The sequence below is a fragment of the Eubacteriales bacterium mix99 genome, assembly GCA_038396605.1.
Taxonomy (GTDB): domain Bacteria; phylum Bacillota; class Clostridia; order Caldicoprobacterales; family DTU083; genus UBA4874.
In genome coordinates, this window is sequence record CP121690.1 from 2,723,217 (window position 1) to 2,743,345 (window position 20,129).

The 20,129-nt window shown below is 44.9% G+C and carries 15 protein-coding genes; 1 reads left to right on the forward strand and 14 read right to left on the reverse strand.

The features are described from left to right. Positions 1-45: 45 nt before the first annotated feature. From QBE55_12170 to QBE55_12225, 12 genes are all read right to left on the reverse strand, one after another. Positions 46-1,044, reverse strand: a complete 999-nt coding sequence (locus tag QBE55_12170) for an NADH:flavin oxidoreductase (protein ID WZL78261.1) — start codon at positions 1,042-1,044, stop codon at positions 46-48. A gap of 485 nt (positions 1,045-1,529) precedes the next feature. Continuing rightward, complete coding sequence (gene mcrC / locus QBE55_12175; GenBank protein ID WZL78262.1) at positions 1,530-2,606, reverse strand: 5-methylcytosine-specific restriction endonuclease system specificity protein McrC; 1,077 nt, start codon at positions 2,604-2,606, stop codon at positions 1,530-1,532. Beyond that, positions 2,599-4,572: an AAA family ATPase gene (locus QBE55_12180; protein ID WZL78263.1), complete on the reverse strand. Its 1,974-nt coding sequence runs from the start codon at positions 4,570-4,572 to the stop codon at positions 2,599-2,601. Before QBE55_12180 ends, mcrC begins: the two co-directional genes overlap by 8 nt. 85 nt (positions 4,573-4,657) lie before the next feature. Continuing rightward, on the reverse strand, positions 4,658-6,532 hold the full coding sequence (locus QBE55_12185; protein ID WZL78264.1) for an ADP-ribosylglycohydrolase family protein: 1,875 nt from the start codon (positions 6,530-6,532) through the stop codon (positions 4,658-4,660). Positions 6,533-6,680: 148 nt separating this feature from the next. Next, positions 6,681-10,085, reverse strand: coding sequence for a DEAD/DEAH box helicase family protein (locus tag QBE55_12190; protein ID WZL78265.1), 3,405 nt, complete (start codon positions 10,083-10,085; stop codon positions 6,681-6,683). Continuing rightward, complete coding sequence (locus tag QBE55_12195; protein WZL78266.1) at positions 10,085-12,076, reverse strand: Eco57I restriction-modification methylase domain-containing protein; 1,992 nt, start codon at positions 12,074-12,076, stop codon at positions 10,085-10,087. The genes QBE55_12190 and QBE55_12195 overlap by 1 nt, the downstream gene beginning before the upstream one ends. Positions 12,077-12,094: 18 nt before the next feature. After that, positions 12,095-12,310: a helix-turn-helix domain-containing protein gene (locus QBE55_12200; GenBank protein WZL78267.1), complete on the reverse strand. Its 216-nt coding sequence runs from the start codon at positions 12,308-12,310 to the stop codon at positions 12,095-12,097. A gap of 892 nt (positions 12,311-13,202) precedes the next feature. Continuing rightward, positions 13,203-14,621, reverse strand: coding sequence for an ISLre2 family transposase (locus QBE55_12205; GenBank protein ID WZL78268.1), 1,419 nt, complete (start codon positions 14,619-14,621; stop codon positions 13,203-13,205). A gap of 186 nt (positions 14,622-14,807) precedes the next feature. Then, positions 14,808-15,398 (reverse strand): helix-turn-helix domain-containing protein, encoded by a 591-nt coding sequence (locus tag QBE55_12210; GenBank protein ID WZL78269.1) that lies wholly within the window; start codon positions 15,396-15,398, stop codon positions 14,808-14,810. A gap of 33 nt (positions 15,399-15,431) precedes the next feature. Continuing rightward, the gene (locus QBE55_12215; protein WZL78270.1) at positions 15,432-17,480 is read right to left on the reverse strand and encodes an AAA family ATPase; all 2,049 of its coding nucleotides are present in this window, start codon (positions 17,478-17,480) and stop codon (positions 15,432-15,434) included. 2 nt (positions 17,481-17,482) lie between these two features. Continuing rightward, on the reverse strand, positions 17,483-17,947 hold the full coding sequence (locus QBE55_12220) for a DUF6530 family protein (protein WZL78271.1): 465 nt from the start codon (positions 17,945-17,947) through the stop codon (positions 17,483-17,485). Then, positions 17,944-18,288 (reverse strand): GIY-YIG nuclease family protein, encoded by a 345-nt coding sequence (locus tag QBE55_12225; protein ID WZL78272.1) that lies wholly within the window; start codon positions 18,286-18,288, stop codon positions 17,944-17,946. The genes QBE55_12220 and QBE55_12225 overlap by 4 nt, the downstream gene beginning before the upstream one ends. A 376-nt stretch (positions 18,289-18,664) precedes the next feature. On the opposite strand from QBE55_12225, the gene QBE55_12230 reads away from it, so the two are divergent. After that, positions 18,665-18,811 carry an integrase gene (locus QBE55_12230; GenBank protein WZL78273.1) on the forward strand — a complete coding sequence of 49 codons (147 nt, stop codon included), beginning with the start codon at positions 18,665-18,667 and terminating at the stop codon, positions 18,809-18,811. A 60-nt stretch (positions 18,812-18,871) separates the two neighbouring features. On the opposite strand, the gene QBE55_12235 is transcribed toward QBE55_12230, so the two are convergent. Together QBE55_12235 and QBE55_12240 are read right to left on the reverse strand one after the other, a co-directional pair. Beyond that, positions 18,872-19,633 (reverse strand): hypothetical protein, encoded by a 762-nt coding sequence (locus QBE55_12235; protein WZL78274.1) that lies wholly within the window; start codon positions 19,631-19,633, stop codon positions 18,872-18,874. Continuing rightward, positions 19,623-20,108 carry an RNA polymerase sigma factor gene (locus QBE55_12240; protein ID WZL78275.1) on the reverse strand — a complete coding sequence of 162 codons (486 nt, stop codon included), beginning with the start codon at positions 20,106-20,108 and terminating at the stop codon, positions 19,623-19,625. The genes QBE55_12235 and QBE55_12240 overlap by 11 nt, the downstream gene beginning before the upstream one ends. Between the last annotated feature and the right edge of the window lie 21 nt (positions 20,109-20,129).

Here is a 20,129-nt window from a genome sequence, read left to right on the forward strand (position 1 = left end):
AATGGTACTGACTGAGTATTATTATAAGGAAAATAGAGAATGCCGTCAAGTTTCAGTTTCTTCAAGCGCCTTCTTCGGCCATGCGGAATCCCGAAGAATCGCTCTGCCGACTCCCACAAGATCCGCCTTATTCTCTCTGATAATCCGGTCGGCAGCATGTGGATCGTTGATGCCGCCTGTTACGAGTACCGGGACGGAAACGGCCTGCTTTACCGCTTCCGACACATCAGAGAAATACCCCTGCACCTGTTCCATATTGTGTCGTACATAACCGGTTATGCCGCCGGATATATCAATGAGACTGATACCCGCCTGTTCAAAAGCTTTTGATGCCTCTACAGCATCCTGAATACCATTGCCGCCCGGTGTGTCATCAATGCCTCCCAAACGGATCAATACAGGATAATCCTTTCCCACGGCCTCTTTTACAGCCCTTATTGTTTCCAAATGGATTCGGATTCTCCAGGAAAGATTGCCGCCGTACTCATCTGTCCTGTTATTTATCAAAGGGGAATAGAACTCATTCAGGAGATATCCGTGTGCAGAATGGATCTCTACCGCATCAAATCCCGCTTTCTTTGCCCGGCGGGCCGCATCGGCAAACTCCTGTACAACAGTCCGGATGTCAGTATGTGTCATACTGCGGTCGGCAAATTTTGCACCGTCTGAAAGAACAACAGATGGGGCCATTGTCGGATATCCGGTGATACTGCTTCGCGTATTTCCACCTGCATGATTGATCTGGCAGGCAACCCGGACTCCATTTTCATGAATCACATCTGTCAGTTCCTTAAGTCCGGTCAACTTGTCATCGGAAGCGATCGAAACCTGCCTGTCACTTGCTTTTCCATCCGCAGCAATAAAGCTATGCTCTGTAATGATCATTCCGAGATAACCGCCGCGGGATTTCTCGTCATAATAACGCAGCAACTTTTCTGATATATTCCCGTCCTCATCTGAGCTCTCTGTTGCCATCGGCGGCATGACCAATCGATTTTTCAATTTCAGTTCGCTGATCTGGATTGCACTTCCCAGCGTTTTCATCTGATCCCCTTCTTTCATAAATTTTTAACCGGGCAGGAGCATAAAAACTCTGTCTGCCCTACCGAGATAGCCTTTTCCCTGTCACAGGCATTCTATCATAAGCTGAGGTAAAAAAGCAGCCTCTGATTTGTTTTTCTCATAATAACGAAAATCAGGCGCTCCGTACTCCAGATAAAATACATTGCTAAATATAAAATGAAAGTGCTAATCCCCGGTTATGCTGGAAATTAGCACTTTCATTCCGTAATAGAATGCCGAACTCGTTTCCTTTTCCATTCATCAACAATATACTTTAAATATTAAATCAGACTATTTCCGATATCCACATTTTGGGCATACACCGTTTTCGTCCAACGCAACGCCACATAATGGGCGACGCTCTATATTCTTTTGCGGCTCGTATTCCTGGGTAGCACCATTGTCTCCGCTGGTAAATGTAATTCTGGCTAGATCCTTGACGGATGCCGGATCCAGATTTAACGGTGTCAAAGCTTTTTTTCCGGTTTTCCGAAATATTTCTCTGCAATACCGTCCAGCTGTGCGGAGATGATTTTGAAATCCTTATTCAGGTCAAGAGTTCTTGCTCCTATCTGATTACCGCCAATATTGAAGGAACAATCCGGGGCAATATCCTCATCTGTCCTGGCATACAGCAGTAATCCGGACACTTTCCCGGTATGATTTTTATCCTGATTTTTGACATAAGTAAAAATCTGATAAATGTTTCCTGAGATAAGAGTGGGTTTATCAAATCGCTTCTGTAGCGTATTGCCGTAATATTTTGCATCGATGATCAAAACAACATCGTCCTTCCGAAGAAAGATATCTGTCTGCATGACCGGAAGGAAGCGAATTGCCGTGTTTTCCCCGTTTTCATCCCTTACATCCCATTTTATCTGAGCTGCTCTTACCTCCGAAAGGCAGGTGCAGTTCTGACGATAATATTCAAGAATAAACTTTTCATACAGTCTGGCCATATGCTCATCCGCGAAGGCGGCCATACGATATTTGCCTTTCTCCGTCGTCTGAAGCATTCCGTCAAGAACGAACCAGCAAATATTCAGGAGCATCTCATAGCTTCGGTTATTCCTCTGGTAATGGAGCTTGTTCCACTGTATTTTCGATGGCATCAGAAGATCTATGTCACCAAAAAACACAAGGACTTTTTTCAACCCGGCTTTTTGTTTCGCAGCTACACCGGCATCCCGCACAAGACAGAACATAGTTGTCTTCAATACCTGATTGAAGATATTATTTTCTGAAAGCTCATCATATTCACAGGCCAGCTTTTGATTTCGCTGAACTCTGTTCCGGATTGTTCCCGACATATCAATTTTGCCGCGCATTGCAGCCAAAGTTTCGTTCCTGGGAACGTACTCCCGGTAAAGTCCCTGCTTCAGCTGCTGTGCTACGCCCCTATTAAGAATCGCCGCGAATAAGTCCTGAACATTTTCAAAATCCTCTGCTGCTATACTCTCGTAATTGGATTGTTTCAAAACCTGAAAAGCATAGGACAGCATATAATAAATATTCTTGATGAAGATCCCTTTATCTTCAGTCATCGAATACACCACGCAGGTTCTGTTCCCAGCGTTGCACCTTTGCCGGTTCGTCAAACCAATATTCCGACAACAACGGAAGGATATCAAATTCAACGATGGAGTGCAGCTGGTCTATGATACACGTCTCAGGTTTCAATCCGCAAAAATAGCTGTGGCCGATTCGGAATCCATTGCCCAGAGATTCATCCTCTGCAATTTCTTTATTCAGAGCTTTGATCTGTTCCATAAGGGTATCAAATGTTTCACTGGCTAGTCCAGCCTGGTAGCTTCTGAAGCCTTCAGAACTGAATCCCGGTTCCATTTCAAAGAAACTGAAACGTCTGCGAAGAGCATAGTCCATCATGGCAAGACTTCGGTCTGCCGTATTCATCATTCCAATAATGTATAAATTTTCCGGAACATAAAAAGGCAATTCATTATATACAAGCGTAATTTTATTCTTCGGGCCTCGCTTATCGTTTTCAATAAGCATTAGCACCTCACCAAAGATCTTACTCATATTGCCTCGGTTGATTTCGTCAATGATAAAGAAATAATCTTTATTAGGATCGTTGGCAGCTTTTTGACAGAACCTGAAGAAAACCCCTTTCGTCAGTTTAAAATCAGTGCCTTCAGGCCGGTACCCGAGCATAAAATCCTCGTACGAATAATTTTGGTGAAACTGCACCATCTCAATATGGGAATCATCCATTTCACCCATCATGGCATAGGCCAGCTTCTTTGCCGTGAAAGTCTTACCCACGCCCGGTGCGCCCTGCAGAATGATATTCATCTTATTGCTGAGTAAAGCTTTCAGTACATCAAAATGTTCCTCCGTCATATAAACTTTACCGAGGAAGTCTTTTTTTGTGTATTTTGGAACAACTCCACCCGGTATCGTATCAGCATACAATGGTATACCCGTCAAATCCACCTGATCCAGAGCGCTTGAAAGTTCATCCCGAATTCTCCATATGAATATGCCATCCGTGTGGCTGTCAGCATATTTGCCAATATAGAGAATTGGCCACCATTTGGAGTTCTCTGTGTCTTTTGTCATAACCGGGCAACCGGACTTTTTGGCGACTCTTCGCGCAAGCGCAGAGGAACCGACATTGTAGAAATTACTGCTCTCACCGTATTTAATGGAGAGTTGCTTGCAGGTGGCCTGTCCCCCGTAATCTTTCATTCGCTTTAATATCTGGAGGCTGCTCAATGTAAAGACAGTATTGTTGTTCAGAAGTTCTACCCAATCCTTTACAGAAAGCCTGGGCGAATAATCTTTCGGAAACCATCTGCCCATATCATCAAGATAAAATCTACTCAGATAAAATCCCACATCGACTGTAAGGGTCTTGAACTTCGGATCCGGATAGCAACTTTCCGTCAACGCACTCTGCACCATCGCAACAACCCCTGCATCTTCGGCGATTGCTTTACAGATCTCATCATACATCTGAAATCCACCAGTCATATTGTCGGCAGAGCCATTTCGCTTCGGCTTATAATCTGCGGCAAGCTCTGTCGCTGCATTCTTGTATAGTTCATACTTGTAGATGTAATATTTATCCGGAAATCGAAGCCATAGATAAGTGCTGACAGCATTTATACTCTGATAATGATTCTTCCACGTTCCGTCATCGTATTTCGCACGGAGAGTTTCGGCGACGGACTGGAAATCGTCAACCCGCTCACCAAGATCACGGGATTTATCATAAAGATTGCGGAACATCTGCCTTGTTGCTTCATCATCGACTTTCGCAAAGTTCAGAATCATGCCCCGGGGATAGACATATCCGGAAGTCAGCAGGTTATCGGTCTTATCCGTAGCGATCCTAAACATGTCTCCAAAGTTTGGAGCGTCTATATTCCAATTATCCTGAAAACACTTTACCGCCTCCCACTTGTACTTCTCGTCATTGAAATGGCCCGGAAAATACGTCTTGTATCCCTCAAGAATATCTTTTAATTTTTCGATGTCAATCATTTCTGCGCCTCCAGCTGTTTACTCATCTGGTACCCGGAAAGTTTGTTCAAATGCACTGGAATAATATGATATCAAATCTTCTGTTTCAATCATCTTCATCCTCCTCGTCCCCGACGGATCCAGTCAACAGGTTCGATACGGACGGCTCCTCTTTGTCGCTCACCAGGCAGATAATCTCTTTTGTCTTTTCAAGCGGGTATGGCGTATCGTCCCAATGGCAGAACTCAATGGTCCTGACCGTTGCTTCCCGCTCGTAATTGCTTTCTCCGACGGGCACGACGACCTCATCGCCGATATCAATTCGCAAATCAGCGGTGCGATAGTGATAGATCTTTCCGCCATCCGGGAACTCAACGCCGCAGTATTTGACCTCGCCCTTTTTCAGCGCGGACATAAAGCCGGAAAGACCGACAATGCCGCCAAACCCAAACGACCGGATAATGGCATGAATGGCATCGATGAACACGATAAATTGCTTTTCCGGCATGTGGGCACGGTCGAAAATACCCTTGTGAACGACAGTCTTGCCGCCTTCGTACTCAGCTTTCAATTCATAAACGTTGAACACAGAGCTTGTTCCGCTAAAGGACCGGGCATCATCTTGCCAACCTTCCGCGTCAAGGCAGTCCTCCATTATGCTCAGGGAATCTTCCCCGATCCCCAAAGCCGCTTCAATTTCATACTGATGGGTGACGCTGCCGCCCTCAGGTATGCTGTTCTTAATGACCACCTGCTCATTGGTTACGAGTAATTCACTTGTGCTGCCCCCACGGATAGGCTGCAGACTGACCCTGACCTGCTTCAGGACAGGCCTGTCCGGCTCGGGTTTACGCTTGTCGTCAATCGTTTTCAAACGACGGAGCCATTTTGTAATATATCCCTCGCAGATAAACGTTTCCAGCACGCCCTCCGTAAAGTGTTCAGCACGGTGTGCGCCAAGGATCAGAGCAAGAACCGTTTGCTCGTCAAGTATATCAACATCGGCGGTTTTCATGGATTCTTCAGTCCACTTCAAGCCTTGCTTTTCGAGAATAGCTTGATAATCCTTCAATCCATATTCGGGATTCAATTGAGCAAAGATATAGAATTCCCTATAAAAGTCCTGCCAATTGTCCCTGTCATCCAGCTTACCAATATATTTCGTAATGAAATCAAATTTTCGGTTGGGTTTACCTCTACGGGTCGCTTGTTCCCATTCGCGACAGATGCCGCGCAGCTCGTCATCAAGATAGGTGAGTGCCTTGCGCTTCAGCGGGAATGGTATACCATAATATGCTTCGGCGATGGCACCGGTTATCGCAGCAAGTGTGTTGCTGTCGCCGCCAATGCTGATCGCATTTCGTATGGCATCTTCAAAGGTTATGGATTCAAGGAACGCCACGATCGCCCGCGGCACGGTTTCCTGGCAGGTTTCGCTGAATTGGCAGGTGTCACGGATACCGTCAAGGGTGAAGTCCAATTTGTAATAATCGCGTTCGATCCGCTCACGGATTTCCTTTTTCGTCGCACCGCTGCGAGCCAGAAAGATTGCGATGGTGACCGCCTCGGCACCCTTGATGCCTTCTGCATGATTGTGTGTTACTTCCGCGACCTTTCTGGAGAGCAGTTTTGCCTCTTCCTCGGTCCTGGCGATGAACCCGCACGGCGAAACATGCATGGCGACGCCGCTCCCGAAGCTATAGTACGACTTCGAGTCGTCGCTGAAAATCCAGCGATTGAACATACTGCTAAAGCCGCAATCCGGATGTTTGTGTCCGATTTCCTGCATAAACCCTGCAGCCCGTTCACCAAAGCTTTCCCAATCGCCTTCACAGGCAAGGATCGCCTTTGCAATGGCAAGGGTCATGATGCTGTCATCCGTGACGAAGCAACCTGCGGCCAACAGGTCGAAGTTCTTGCTCCTATAGTTATTGAATTTAAAACGCGACCTTACAATGTCGCCGATGATTGCTCCGAGCATAACAGTCCTCCTGTATCAATGCCTGAATACTTGCAGCCGGCTGTAACAAGTCAATAAATGACACCTTATTCAATGCACAATCCCACTTTCTTATTTGTAAAATCAAGCACTGAATTCCACAGCAATCCCATCGGGATCAATTCATCCCTTACAGGTCAAACAGTTTTTTCATTACTCCCTCAAGTGTTCCGCTCTTTGCATACTCCAATGTGTCGCATAGCTTAATGTTGTACTTATCAATATGGATCTCATCACTGAATCCAAGAATATACCTTAGGCAAATCCGGTAGATGATTTCCGTCGGTGCACAACCATATACCTGTTTTGCAAAGATATGATTCAATCTTTCCGCATTATCAGGGTATAAAGCTTTCATACACTTGCTCTGGTACAGGCGGGTGACAATCTCTGTGATGTACATGCCTGACTTCATGTAAAGGTCAGCAAACGTATTGTTCGGATCATCGAAGCATCTGGGATTCTCCTGCTCCAGGCGATCAACCATGTCCTTGACTACGTGCTTTGGCGTGAAGATCTGGTTTGTTTTCTGTGGCGGAATATAATCGAAGATGTCACCTTTGCTGTCGCCGCTGAAATAATCGGCAAGTTCCGTGCGCTTCTTCATGAACTCCTGGATGGCATCATTGAACACGACCTCATCGAACAGATGTCCGTTGAAACGCTTCTTGTGCTCCTCGTCTCGGATCTCATTCCCATTTTCGTCCTTCTGGTAGTAATCACCGCCATCACGCAGCAAGCGGAACTGAGCCAAGGTCACGCCTTCTCCGCTCTGTGGATTAACAGTCACTTCCCAGAATACGGCAGCCGGCACGAGCGTGTTGAAATTGGCGAGCGTCGTGTTCTCATCCCCATAAGCCATAAGAAATGCGGGTATGGTACGGGAGAATCCGCGTAGATGATCCCTCACGCTTCCCTCAATGGAGTCCTTCTGCGTGTTGAGCTTTTCCGTCTCGACTGTCTCCACGATGGTTTCAGCGGCTTTCTTGACAGCCTCATCATCATGAAGCTTCTTCTGCATGTTCTCCACCGTGTCCTTATAGCCCTGAAGCCTCTTCTTCGTGTACTCATTGTCGAGTCTTGAAATTTCCGACATGGAAGCACCGGACTTCTGTGCCTCGGAGATCTTGTCGTCACGTTCTTTGACGAGCTGGTGATCGCGGATGGTGTAATCACCGTATTCCTGGTTGACTACAGTGTCCGTGGTTTCCTGAATTTTCCGCTCCAGCTGGTTTTGCGTGGATTTCTTCAAGTCACGCCCATACTGCTGACGCGCAGTCTCGATGAGCGTGCTCGCTATCGGCTTGCTGAATTTCTCTCTGAGTTCCTTCAGCTCATCTTTCTTCGGATTCTTCGCATGCTGCTCCGTAATATCAGTAACCGCCTGCGTAAGTTCTTTATCCACATCACTATAGACCTTGTCTCCGAAAAGTTCACGTGCTGTGCCAATAACCTGCTCTTTCGGAATCTCAACTTCACCTTTATCATTCAGATTCAGCCCGTCCGCCGTATTTTCATCCATGTCAACAGGCGTAAGCGTCTTAGGCTCCTCAATTGCCTGCATTCCATTGATAAGGTCGATGATCTCCTTTGGTGCACTAAAAATACCGGAAATGTTGGTGAAAAGGAAGTTTGACATGAAACCGCGCTCCACGACTTCTTTAGCATGGATGTGTCGAGGAATCGTGAGAACGGACTCGGCATCCAGTTCGATCATAGAGCCCTGATCATCCTCACCATAGACAGGGAAGAAATTCAAAAGCTCGCGCACATGCTGCTTACGCTGGTCGAAGTCTCCCTTGTCCCCTGATGTTTCCGGAATCAGATCATTGGCAAACTGCTCGAATATAGTCAGTGTACGCGCCGGATCAAAGTCAAAGACATAAGCGTTCTGCTTCCTGTAGAAACCCTGCGCGTCGTGGAACAGGCATGGATTCTGTGCGCGGAAAGCGGCTTGCATGTACAGTGCCGGACTCGCCATGTTAGAAAGCATAAGAACTGCCGTCCACTCCGGGATCGTGATCCCGGTCGTCAACTGGCCAACAGACAGGGTAATGGTCTTATCATCTTCTTTGATGGCCTCGGTGACGCGATCGAATGCCTTCTCATTTTCGTCATCGTCATCCAGCTTGCCGTCACCGGCAGCGAGGATAATCTTATAATCCTTGAACACCGGATGCAGTTCAAGCTTCTTTGCCAGAGCCTTTGCGCTCGCCACACGGTTCAATAGCCAGAACGTGTGCTTCAGTTCATTTCGCAGTTCCGATGTAGAGAACGGGAACTTCTCCTGACATGTCAGTGCATCGAGAAACCTGTCCACATCCGTGTCATGTATAAACTTGCCGGATTCGTTCGTCTTGAAGAATTCGTTCAGGTCAAACGCGTATTCCTCAACATCATTGTCTGCAAGCTCAATGCCTTGCTTCACCTTATTGCGGACAATATCCGACATCTGGTATGTAAACAGACTGAGCCGTGGAAGGTTTTCATACGGATTCTCTATCTCGCTGGAATCATCCCAATCACGCTTTTTCTTCTGCTCGTCCGCATATGTCCAGTTGAAAATCGCATCATCCGCAAATTTGTCGCTTGCCAATGCCTTAAACGGTGTTCCAGAAAGATGAAGCGTCCACTTGCGATGAATATGACTGAAGGCTGTATCCGTCTTGTAGGTATCCACGCCTTCATGAGCCTCATCAACAATGAGAATGTCCCAGTTTAGGCCTTTTTCTGCGCTTACTTCTGATAACTTGTCATACTGCCCGCCGAAATAGATGGAACCTTTCAGATCCTGCAAGCTCACAAACTCAATGCATCCTTTGATTTGGTGGTGTTCATCCATCAGCCTATCAAGATACTCCTGACGGCTCATCACATATTTTTTATCCTTGATGCCGTCCACACTGCTGACAAACAGATAGCCGGACTGCGGACCGAAAAACGTCTCATAGTCCGAATACCATGAGTTCGCAATCACCGGGCGGTTCGTAACGATGAGAATGTTCGTTGCATCAAGTCTCTTGCACAGATCATAAGCTGAAAGTGTTTTCCCAAAACGCGGCTTCGCATTCCATAAAAATTCACCATTGCTGTGAGACTTGAAATAATCAAGTGTCATCTCAGCAGCTTTGTTCTGCTCGTCGCGGAGCTGATACGGAATGACAGCGTCCGCGTCATCATCGGAAACAACGCCGTGATTCTGGGTAAAATCGAAAAAATTACCCTTTGCGGTGTTTGGCTCAATGCGGAACCACTCCGTACCTTCTTCTCTGGAAACGCTAAGCTTCTTAAGATAGGCATGAAAGTCCTTATCTGTAAATGTTCCGAACGGTTCCGTCATGTATGCAGCGCGCAGGTGCCACCACGTTTTATGCAGCACACCAACTGTATGTGTCTGCTCTTTAATGCGAGTCTCAACCTCCCGCTCTGTAAATCCGATCTTTGTCCAGCCGTCATGCGCTGGCACTCCCGGCGTCGTGTACGCATAGCATTGAGGAGTGACTTTTGTGGCTGCTTTAATCTTGATTGCTGCCATCACGCCATCTCCTTTACATGTGATTCTATGAAATTGATCTCCTTTTCATCAAGCCCGTACTTGCGGTAAAGCTGCAAGTCAACCTCGTGAACGGATTTCAACCAATCGATGTCGGAGGATGAGGTAAAGTCTTGAAGCGGGACATATGACCATTTATCTTTTGTATTATCTTGTGTAATTTTCAAAATACCAAGCATTACTCTGGCAAATTTACTCTGCACATACTTAAGGCAATGCTCCGCTTCTCCTGAAGTATCAAAAGATCCTATGGATAAAAATGTTTCAGTAGCCCCGATTATGGGCTCCCCGATTATGGGTGTAGAAAGTACTTCACCGAGTGCACCACTTCCATTGGCTTTTGGTATAAACACTTTATATTTGTAAAAACTCTCTGGAACATCCTGATAGTCTTTTCTTCCCCAACAATAAATTCTTTTTCCTGATACAAGGCCTAAGAATTTCACGTATTCATAATCATCCGAGGGCTTATCCTCAAAAAAGACAATATTTATAAGTTTCTTAAAAGCTCCAGCGCCTACGTCCTTTTTGTGTCCCTTAGACTGAATTTCAATTATTTCTGGGTGTTCTTCCAGAGCCTTATCTGAAAGTTTGTATACACCTCTGCCAGAAATGATGGTACTTAAAAAAGCATCGGACAATGGCTTTACCTTTTTTAGAATGGAATTAAGCTCAGGAAATGATGTAAAGATTTCAATTGGAGCATATTTCACATCACAGTCATGATATGTTATCGCAACTCCTCCTTTAATATCCGTATTAGGAAACACAGCAGTACTGTTTGCTTCATATTCAAGAACTTTAAAATGCTCATCATTAAGCATTTTCTCGTTCCATGCTTTAGGTGTACTGCCAGCATTAAAAAGGAAACGTGCTGGATGAATAAGTTCTACTTTATCAGCGACTTCATATGCCGCATTCATAAACTGGTTATATACAGGTTTTGCAAAATTCTTGTTGCTGCCGGAATTTTCAAAGTCCTCGTTATACGGTGGATTGCCAATAACGAAATTAAAAAGTTTTTTGCCCATGACTTTCATCTCCTTAAGCTTTTTGAAGAGAATGGAGTTGTTCTTTCTCCAGTTGTATATCTTACAGGGTATGGCCTCGGGTTCTTCATCTGCCATATCCGTCATTTCAGAGTACATATCGAAAAACGTCATCTGCCGGAATTCCTCGTACAGCTTTCCAAGGGGTACTGTGTCCTTAAGGCCATCCATCTGCCAGATATTCCATACAATTTTGTTCACGATCGTTTGCAGAAGCTTTTCGTCCGGTTCTTTATCCCAACGCTCCCTGTAATAATCGATGAACGTCAGCAGCAGGTTGATTCGCGCTATCAGAAGATTGTCCCCTTGGTACTCATACCCATAGGATGCTTCGAATGCCCGGATCGTCCACTTCACCCATTCATCATAGTCCCTGGCATTTTCATTCACGATTCGGAGTTTCCGATCCATCTGTCCGATTCTCCGTTTCGGTGGAACGATGAGTTCTCCGGTCGAGACATCATACCGGGAAACAAGGTAAGGTGCTTCACCGCAAGTAATTTCCAGCCGTCTGGAGTCCACGTAGTGTTTCCATGTTTTGCGCTTCGGAAACTCAATCGGTTCTTCGATAACCGTCCATGTATGGTCATCGTTCTCTACATTGAATACGTCTTTCCTGCCGAACCATTCTTCATCACAATAATTGTTCATCAGGTTGCACAGCCATGCCGGGGTGAAAACCTCGGCCTTTTTTCGTGTGCGCTCCTGCTGCGCTTCCTGTGACTTCTGGATTCTCGGCTTGATGATGTCCGCGTGCTGCAAGAGAAAGCTGCGGCTTATCTGTTCCTTATCTGTGAAGTCGTCTCCCAGCTTATCATAGGTTTCGGTCGCCCAGATGATGTTTTTCTTTGTCGATTTATTCTTAAGAAGCAAGTCCAAAAGAGGGGCTACCGGACTGCTCTGAATATCTATCAGCTTTTTCACAAACGGAGCTTCCCTCCTTTAAGCCTGTTCTTTATCTTCCGTGTCGTTCTCGTCTGATGCGCCGCCGGATCTGATCCATCCGTCAACTTCGGACAGCTTGAATTTCCAAAACCTGCCGGCCTTATAGTCAGGCATATTACGCTTATTGATCCATTGCAGGATGCTTTCGCGTCCGACTCCGAGATATTCCTGTACTTCTTTAAGTGTCGACCATTTTTCTATGTTCTCATCCACGGGTCTCTCCTCCATCGCTCGTATGGAATATAACATTAATTCTTATATTGAACTCCAATCTATGGTTAGGGAAGCAGTTCTCGCCATCAGTGTCCTGCATTTCCCACTTGTTTCCGCCCATGCCATTCTTTATCCCCGTAATTCTGAATGAACCAGATATGACGGACGATCTCATAACAGGGCTGCATCATGGCTTCTTCCGCTCATATCTACTATGATATCATCGCCAGAATATCGTGGACCGCGCAAGTCTTCCGTCTTTATCTGCTCGTCTCATAGGAACGTCTGACAGACCGGCCATACCGAATCGTTCACATCGTCCGCCGGACTCGTCACAAACAGGCTGAACTGCACAGCTTCTTAAGAAACTCGTAGCTTTTGATGCCGAGCTCCTCCCGGTACCTGATTCTGAGCGTTTCATCTGTTCCCCGGTACCTGATGCTTCCCCGATACTAAAGGCAGTTGCTTGGAAGAGCCCTGATGAAAACAAAAGCAGACTTCTAATTTCATTATAAGCATTTGACAGATAACCGTCAACTACATAGAGGTTAAAGATAGCGTCAATTTACTGTAGGGAAAGAAAGAATAGAGACATCCTGAAATATTCTTACTAGCAACAGTGGTCTTGATTGATTTCATTAATTTTAACAGCAATCAATCTTGTCAGCTGCATTTATTCCACGATCTGCTTGACAACGAGCCTCTGCCGGTGTGGCTTACGGCAGATGTCGGCAGCAGCCATCTCTAACAGCGGGATAGGCTTTGGAGCGGTTGCTGCCGTACCTCAATGCTACCACACCGACTTCTCGTTATCAAGCAGCTTTCGCGGCATAAACGCTTGATCTATGTCGTCCCGGCTATTAAAAACGCCATAACGAGCTTTATGAAGGGCCTAATAGCGTATTCCGGCCATACTCCTCATCTCATTAAACAGCCCTGTCTTTTTCCCCATGGTAATTACAGTTGGGCTGCTACTCCATGAACCAGCATATCTGCTTTCTGATGATTTCCTTACTTCCTTGATTAATTCATCCTGCAATTCATGTTTCCTGTTCTCCTTCTCCTTAAGCTTCTGTGCCATAACCAGGTCATAGATCCTGCCGCCATTTTTCTTATATACGATAAGTTTGGACATCCTGGCAACACCTTTTTCAGACCATCCCTTAGGCCTGCTGCTTAGCCTGCTTGAAAACACATGGCTTATATGACCTTCGGCACTGCATCCTATCAGTTCATGGCCCTTATCAGCCTTTATCTCTATTCCATGCCAGTTATTCAATATGTACCGTCTGGCATCCTTAACTGCCTTCCTCTTCGTTTTGGAAACCGTTCGTTTGAGGATCTTCTTGAAAACATCCTTGACCATGTCCTTGTCCGGCCAATCCAATGCATCCTTCAACTCCTGATAGATGTCTCCATCGTTTAAGTGTGCAGTCGCAGTTATCATATATTTCTTAAGATGAAAATTGTCCAGCACAAACTTGCTTTTGGGAATCCAGTCAAGCCCGGCCTTAATCCATGATGCCCCATCCCCGGAAAGGTATATGGTTTCAATGAAATCCATGTTGTACTGCTTGTCTATATATTCTATGACCTCCAGCCACAGATCCTCACTCTCATCATACATGCCGCCAAAATATTTAACGTTTTTAAGTCTGGTCCTCGTTTGGCTGCTTTTTTCGGGATCTACGCCTTCATGAACATAAACCAGCCTGGGCATAGCTATCTTGCTTTTATCGTCTTCTCCCTGCAGGGAAACATGATCTTCATCTGCTTCAACATACAGTATCCTGACATCCCTCTTCTTGTCCACCTTATGCTCATGTTCGCTGATCTCAAGGTTATGTATTTTATCCATAACAGCCTGCTTGCTTATTTCATCCATATATCCGGCTCTTTCTCCACCTTTCCTGTAGCTGCTGTCTATGGCCTCTTCCACCACATTGATCACCACATCTGCACTCACTCTGTCATGTGGCTTAAGACCAACAAGCTCATCAACGAGATATTTCCTTTTGCCACCACTCTTTGGCTTAAAATACGTTCTATTATACTTGATCGTTCCAAAGGTCGTTAAGATCCCTGTCTCATCTTTCCTGACAATCTCCCAATTGTTTTTCCTGACCCCGGACTTTCGAAGCTGTTCATCCATCCCCTCAAGAGTCTCCACCAGTATATTCCGACCAAGTTCAAACAGATCCTCCTGCAGCCCCAGAGTCAGTTCCGCCAGATCCTTACCTTCCCTTAAAAATTTTCTTACCTTATTTTCTGTTTTTCTTGCAAACTCGTTAAAATCTTGTATACTGTACATGGAAGGTGGCACCCTTTCTTGATATTTTTGTTGATGATCAATATTTTAGCAGGATGCCACCTTCTTTTCAATCCTTATGGTAATTTATTACTCTTAATCCCTACGGTAACTTTACGCTAACAATTAAAAAAAAGCCACGGACAGTACAACAAACATATACATCCCAGGAAGATAATATTGATTTCATTATAGATTACCTGAATATATCGATAAGCCATGCTTAATACAATAAACAAACAGTTTGCCACCGGTAGTTATAGGAAACCTACAAGTTGGACTTTGTTCTGGGTACAAGCGATTTAGAAATACTCTGTCACTTTTAACATAGGCCACAAAAGAAAGATAATGATCTTTGGTCATTGGATGGTCAAAAGTGATGAAGTAATCAGTATCTATTTCCTCTACCGTGATTTTTGGTACAATAGTTGCAACAGTAGGCAAGATACGTTCTAATTTTCTTCCGCAGCAGAAGATAGAGGCACTTCCTGTGCTCACCAAAATATTTCCACAGGAAGGACAGACGTAAAAACGTACTTTACCAATATTGCCGCTATCCGGCTTATTTGATGTGATTTCACCCTCCATCATCTGTTTCATATCAACACCCAAAATAGTAGATAGTTCTGGCCATAGCGATAGGTCAGGACATCCTAAACCACATTCCCATTTTGAAACCGTTTTATTTTGAATACCCAACGCATCTGCAATATTTCTCTGGGTAAGGTTTTTTTCCTTTCGCAGTTTGGCGATTAAATTGCCTATTTTCACACAATCCATGCCACCACCTCCATTTCTGCTTAGTATATCATACTACATGAACCTTGCGATTACTTGTACCAATCTTGCTGGAAGCTGCTTCAAATCAGTTATATCCAGTGTGTTTTCAGCACCGTAAAGTTCTTGGATAGCTTCCTTATCCTGTCCAATAGCTGCAGCTAGGAACTGGATGCCTTTTCGCCTAAATTCCTGCAAAGTATCTTTCATATCATGCGCTGCCTTTTCACCTGAATAATCAGGCATAGCCTTAGGCTGCCCGTCACTGATGCTGATTATTAATTTGGATTTTTGGGGCGCATTAAGCAATCTATCAGAAATAATGCGCAATGCCATACCATCCCGATTGTTGCTGCGAGCCTGAATGTTCATAAGAGCATATTTTTCATCTGCATCTTTGCTTTCAAAGTCTACATAGGCATAGACAGACATTTGCTCCAGCTTGGAGCGGTCTGCTGTATCCCCGTAAACCATTATCGGAATGCCACACCCGGTGCAGAATTCATATAAAGCAACTGCTGCCTGTTTTGCTGCCTCTAAACGGCCGAAGGCTGACATAGAAGCCGATTCATCAATCCTGAGAGCAACCGCAATAGAGGGTTCTTCCTCAGGCGGACGCTTGCGGGCAAATGTGCGAAAATCCATAGAGGCAACCTGATCCGCGCAAAATTTTGTGCCATACAACTGCGATTTCGCGAATTCAGCTGATACTTCATGCTCTAAAAGCGGGTTTGCTTTTCTGATTAGTTCCCGAATAACTGGCATCAAGGTTGCAATCATGCTGTTATACTCTTCCCTGTTCTGGTCGGTAACTTCCGGACGATGGACAATAAGCCTGATTTCTTCATGGCAGCTGCCTTGAACACTTTGCCTTGCTTCCCTGTTCAACTGTTTACGAAATTCTTTTTTTTCTATTTCGTTTGTATCGGATTTATTAAGCTCATGATAAAACGGAGTGCCGTTTTCTCCATTATCATTGCTTGAAATATCAGTATTTTCATCACTGCTCGTATCAGAATGCCCTTCACTGTCTTCTGATTTTCTCAGACGCACTGTATTTTTATCAGCTTGATCTGTCTTGGCAGAGAATTCTCCGTTTTCGGAAATATTAAGTTCCATTACTTCAGGTACTTCAGGATTTTCTCCGTCTTTTTGTGACTGACATATGTGTTCCAATTCCTCAAGCTTTTCTGTCAAGCCTTGACTAGCCAGTGCCTGCTCTAAAATAACAAGCTCCTGCGGATCGGTCGTGATTTTGTATAACGCCTTATAATACAAACTTTTTTGGATTGAGGCACCACTTTGAACGGCATCCACCCAAAAGATATAAGAACGCATACCGGCCACACCTTTAATGGCATTAGCCCGGGCTGTCTCATCCAGCACCATAATCGTTTCAGCTAATAGAGATAGTACAGGTTCAGATTGATAACCAGTCTTAGCCTTTGCCCGTTCCATCATAACCTCTTTGGGTGGTAAATCCAGTTTTTCTGCATGCTGCACTCGATCTCGCAAAGCTTCATTTAAAGGCCGGAAGCCATTGTAACCGCGGTTTGTTGTGATAACCGCAATAAAATCAGGGTGACGATGCGCGATACGAGTTGGCAAGTTTAGACTGCCATCTAGTTCTAATGCGGAATTTAGCGCCATTAAAACAGCAGCATCCCGAATCACTGTCGGTTCCTGAATCTCCAAGAGCCATCCATTTTCATATGCACGAACAATTTCAGAAGGATAATAGCGATATTCAACCTTATCAGAATGACCATCTTCTTCTGACAGCACCGGAAGAATCGAACCCAGGACATCGGATTTATCCATATCTGCAAAACAGGTTACTTTCGTATAAGGCAGGTTAAAATCAGCAGATAAAGCTTTGGCAATCTGGGTTTTCCCCGAACCAGCATCCCCCTCCAGCAAAATGGTGCTAATTTTCATTTCACCGCGATTCCAATTTCGTATGATCTCTTCATATATTCGTTTTTCTGCTTCACTTTCAATATGTGAAGGCGGCTTTTTCCAGACAAGCGACTGTTCCTCTTCAGTCAGCTGCCTGTCCGGTGACAAAATACAAGTCTGTTTCATTGTTAGTAACACTCCAACTCTTCTAGTATGCGGCTAAGCACCCGCCTGCGTTCTCCAATTATTTCTCCTAAATCATTTAAACTTTGGGCAAATGCTTTGATGTCCTCATTGATGTTTTGATTGTCTACACACACTTCTACTGGTAATACCCCGCCTTGTACTCCAACTCGCTCCACTGTGGGTTTTTCCGGGTCATATAAAAGGGGGAGCCGGTAAGCCTCCTTGAAGTAAAGCAATGTCCTGGACAAAAAAATCATCAAATCAAATATTTGATGGATGGGCAGCTCCTGGGCCAAAATCAATTCACCATCTTTATCATTTTCCCAGATCTGTGCGGCAATCTGCATTTTTTTATTTTCTTCCAACCTAGGCGCACCTAGCGTTAAACGTTTGATGTCAGATTGATAAGCATTTCTGCCATCTATACGGTCATAATCATTTGACACCATAACAACTTTTTCATTCATCGCCATATCCTCCTTGCATTTGGATCAGCAGCGAGACACTGTTCTCTCAAACTTTCTAATTTTGCTGTATGATCTTCATGTGGGTCATCATACTTTAACACTTTAATAACTGATAGTTCAAAGCCTTCAGAGCTATATTTGTTCCAGAGTTCCTGTAATCGTTTATTAGGATGCCAGTTGGCTGCCAATTTCATATTAGTGCTGTTAAAGTCTGATTTTGTATCTTTGGAGATACCCAAAAATACCTCGCCAGTTTCTTTACAACGGTAAGATATTACGCCCATTTCAGGATGTCTGCTTTTATAGGCTTCTAAGAGCTCTTTTTTCCTTTTTATATCCATTGTTTTCACCTCGACTCTAGTATAAAACAATGTATCTCAAAATATAATCCACGCTCCGTAGACCATACGAATGTAGAATTATCCAATAGACAGTATTTTATAAAAATAGTAGCTTGTGCAACTTGCCGTTAAGTTTTTTCAATTTCCTGTATGACATAAGCATTATAAAAACGAAAAGCCGCCAATCAAGAGCTGTTTCCCTTAATCAGCGGCAAGTCTTATATCTAATTTTCTATATCTATTGTAATACTTGACTTAAATTCCACCTCAATTCTGTCACCATGCACCGTAACCCTGTTTCCTCGTTTATGGTAGGTGCCGTACATTCAGAGCCTTTTCCTCTAAACGACTGACACATCTCCAAGCAATAGCCGATATGAGCACATTCCTGCAGAAACAGCCCACCGACATTACCGAATACGATGCGGCGCTTATACGGCGGCTCATTGAAAAGGTTACCGTCTTCGAGGGAAAATTCACCGTAGAATTCAAGTCCGGCGTGACGGTGGATGTGGTAGAATAAGGGCAAAATAAACAAGGCGCTCCATGTGAATTTGGCATAGGTCGCCTTGTTTTTTGGTTTTTAATCTGCGGTTATTTGTGTAATATCTGGCGGGCTCTTTGTAAGCTGCTCAACAACGCCGCCGATTTCATCGCAGAGGACCTCGCTGTCAGATTCGGCACCACCCCGTTCAACGTAGATGGTCGCGCCGGGAACGTCAAAATCAGCAAAGCAAATGATATTTTTAATGTCTTTGCTATTTGCATCAGTTACAAAGTAGCCCGCCTTGACGGGTATGCCGTTGATTTCGGATACTTCCTCATTGCCTTTGACTACTGTGTCGGTCACGGGTGTGTCGGTCGCGGAGAGGATTATTTTCGTTTCTCCAGTCTTGCCCTCAAAGTGTACAAGGGCGTTATCTGTCGAACGGAATGTCGCATAACCGGTTGCGTTCAGTTCTCCAAACAATACCTTGCTTTTATCTGCGGTAAGGTCACGGTCAATATGGTCGCCCCAATCAGCGTTCCAAGAGAAACTTGCCGCTCCGCCTACGCTGTCGGCTTTGTAGAAGTTCAGCGTTCCGCTGTCACCCAAATCAGAAACAAGCGTTTTACCGCCGAACCACCCGGCATTATTGCCAAAAACGCCGACTATCGCAACAACCACCACGAAACAAGCCGCTATGGGTGCGAGCCGCTTCAATGTTTTATTCATATGATACACCTTTTTCCTTTCAGATTTGCCCGAATGGTTACGGGCGAGGATTGCGGAAAGCATTCGCTCATCGGCGGTGCTGTCCGGTTCAATCTTGTTCCAAGAGTCAATGATTCGTCTATTCTTCATAGAAGTTACCACCTAACCTTTCCCGGAGGATGCGGCGCGCCTCGCTGAGGTAATTGCGGATTGTGGATTGCGGTTTTTCGAGAATCTTGGCAATCTCGACGCTGTCGTAGCCTTCATAATAATAGAGATAGATAACCATCTTGTATTTATCAGGCAAGCCCATGACTACGCTGAAAACCTCGTCGATTTCAACATTCCCTTTGCCTTGGAGGAATTCGTAATCCTCCAAGTTCCCCCGTTTGCGCCACCAGTTCCGCAGGATGTTCTCAATACGGTATGTAACTACGGCTCCATTTTCAAAGGAGATCAGCCAGCGGCCATATATTGCATGCTTTTTCCAATCAGGATCTTTTGTATCGCACCATGGGCAGCTGTGTTCCCCGGGATTGAATTCAGACATATATTTGTTGAATAGGTCCTCAGCAGATAGATTTTTTAAATTTAGCTTGTGAAACAGTCCAAAACCTCTTATCATAGTAGTGTACCTCAATCTCAA

Excerpts from the sequence above, each read along its gene's own strand:
- QBE55_12230 (WZL78273.1), top strand. The coding sequence starts at position 18,665 with ATGAGCACATTCCTGCAGAAACAGCCCACCGACATTACCGAATACGAT.
- mcrC (WZL78262.1), bottom strand. The coding sequence starts at position 2,606 with ATGACTGAAGATAAAGGGATCTTCATCAAGAATATTTATTATATGCTG.
- QBE55_12170 (WZL78261.1), bottom strand. The coding sequence starts at position 1,044 with ATGAAAACGCTGGGAAGTGCAATCCAGATCAGCGAACTGAAATTGAAA.
- QBE55_12180 (WZL78263.1), bottom strand. The coding sequence starts at position 4,572 with ATGATTGACATCGAAAAATTAAAAGATATTCTTGAGGGATACAAGACG.
- QBE55_12225 (WZL78272.1), bottom strand. The coding sequence starts at position 18,288 with ATGGATATAAAAAGGAAAAAAGAGCTCTTAGAAGCCTATAAAAGCAGA.
- QBE55_12210 (WZL78269.1), bottom strand. The coding sequence starts at position 15,398 with ATGGATTGTGTGAAAATAGGCAATTTAATCGCCAAACTGCGAAAGGAA.
- QBE55_12215 (WZL78270.1), bottom strand. The coding sequence starts at position 17,480 with ATGAAACAGACTTGTATTTTGTCACCGGACAGGCAGCTGACTGAAGAG.
- QBE55_12205 (WZL78268.1), bottom strand. The coding sequence starts at position 14,621 with ATGTACAGTATACAAGATTTTAACGAGTTTGCAAGAAAAACAGAAAAT.
- QBE55_12220 (WZL78271.1), bottom strand. The coding sequence starts at position 17,947 with ATGAATGAAAAAGTTGTTATGGTGTCAAATGATTATGACCGTATAGAT.
- QBE55_12235 (WZL78274.1), bottom strand. The coding sequence starts at position 19,633 with ATGAAGAATAGACGAATCATTGACTCTTGGAACAAGATTGAACCGGAC.
- QBE55_12190 (WZL78265.1), bottom strand. The coding sequence starts at position 10,085 with ATGGCAGCAATCAAGATTAAAGCAGCCACAAAAGTCACTCCTCAATGC.
- QBE55_12240 (WZL78275.1), bottom strand. The coding sequence starts at position 20,108 with ATGATAAGAGGTTTTGGACTGTTTCACAAGCTAAATTTAAAAAATCTA.
- QBE55_12185 (WZL78264.1), bottom strand. The coding sequence starts at position 6,532 with ATGCTCGGAGCAATCATCGGCGACATTGTAAGGTCGCGTTTTAAATTC.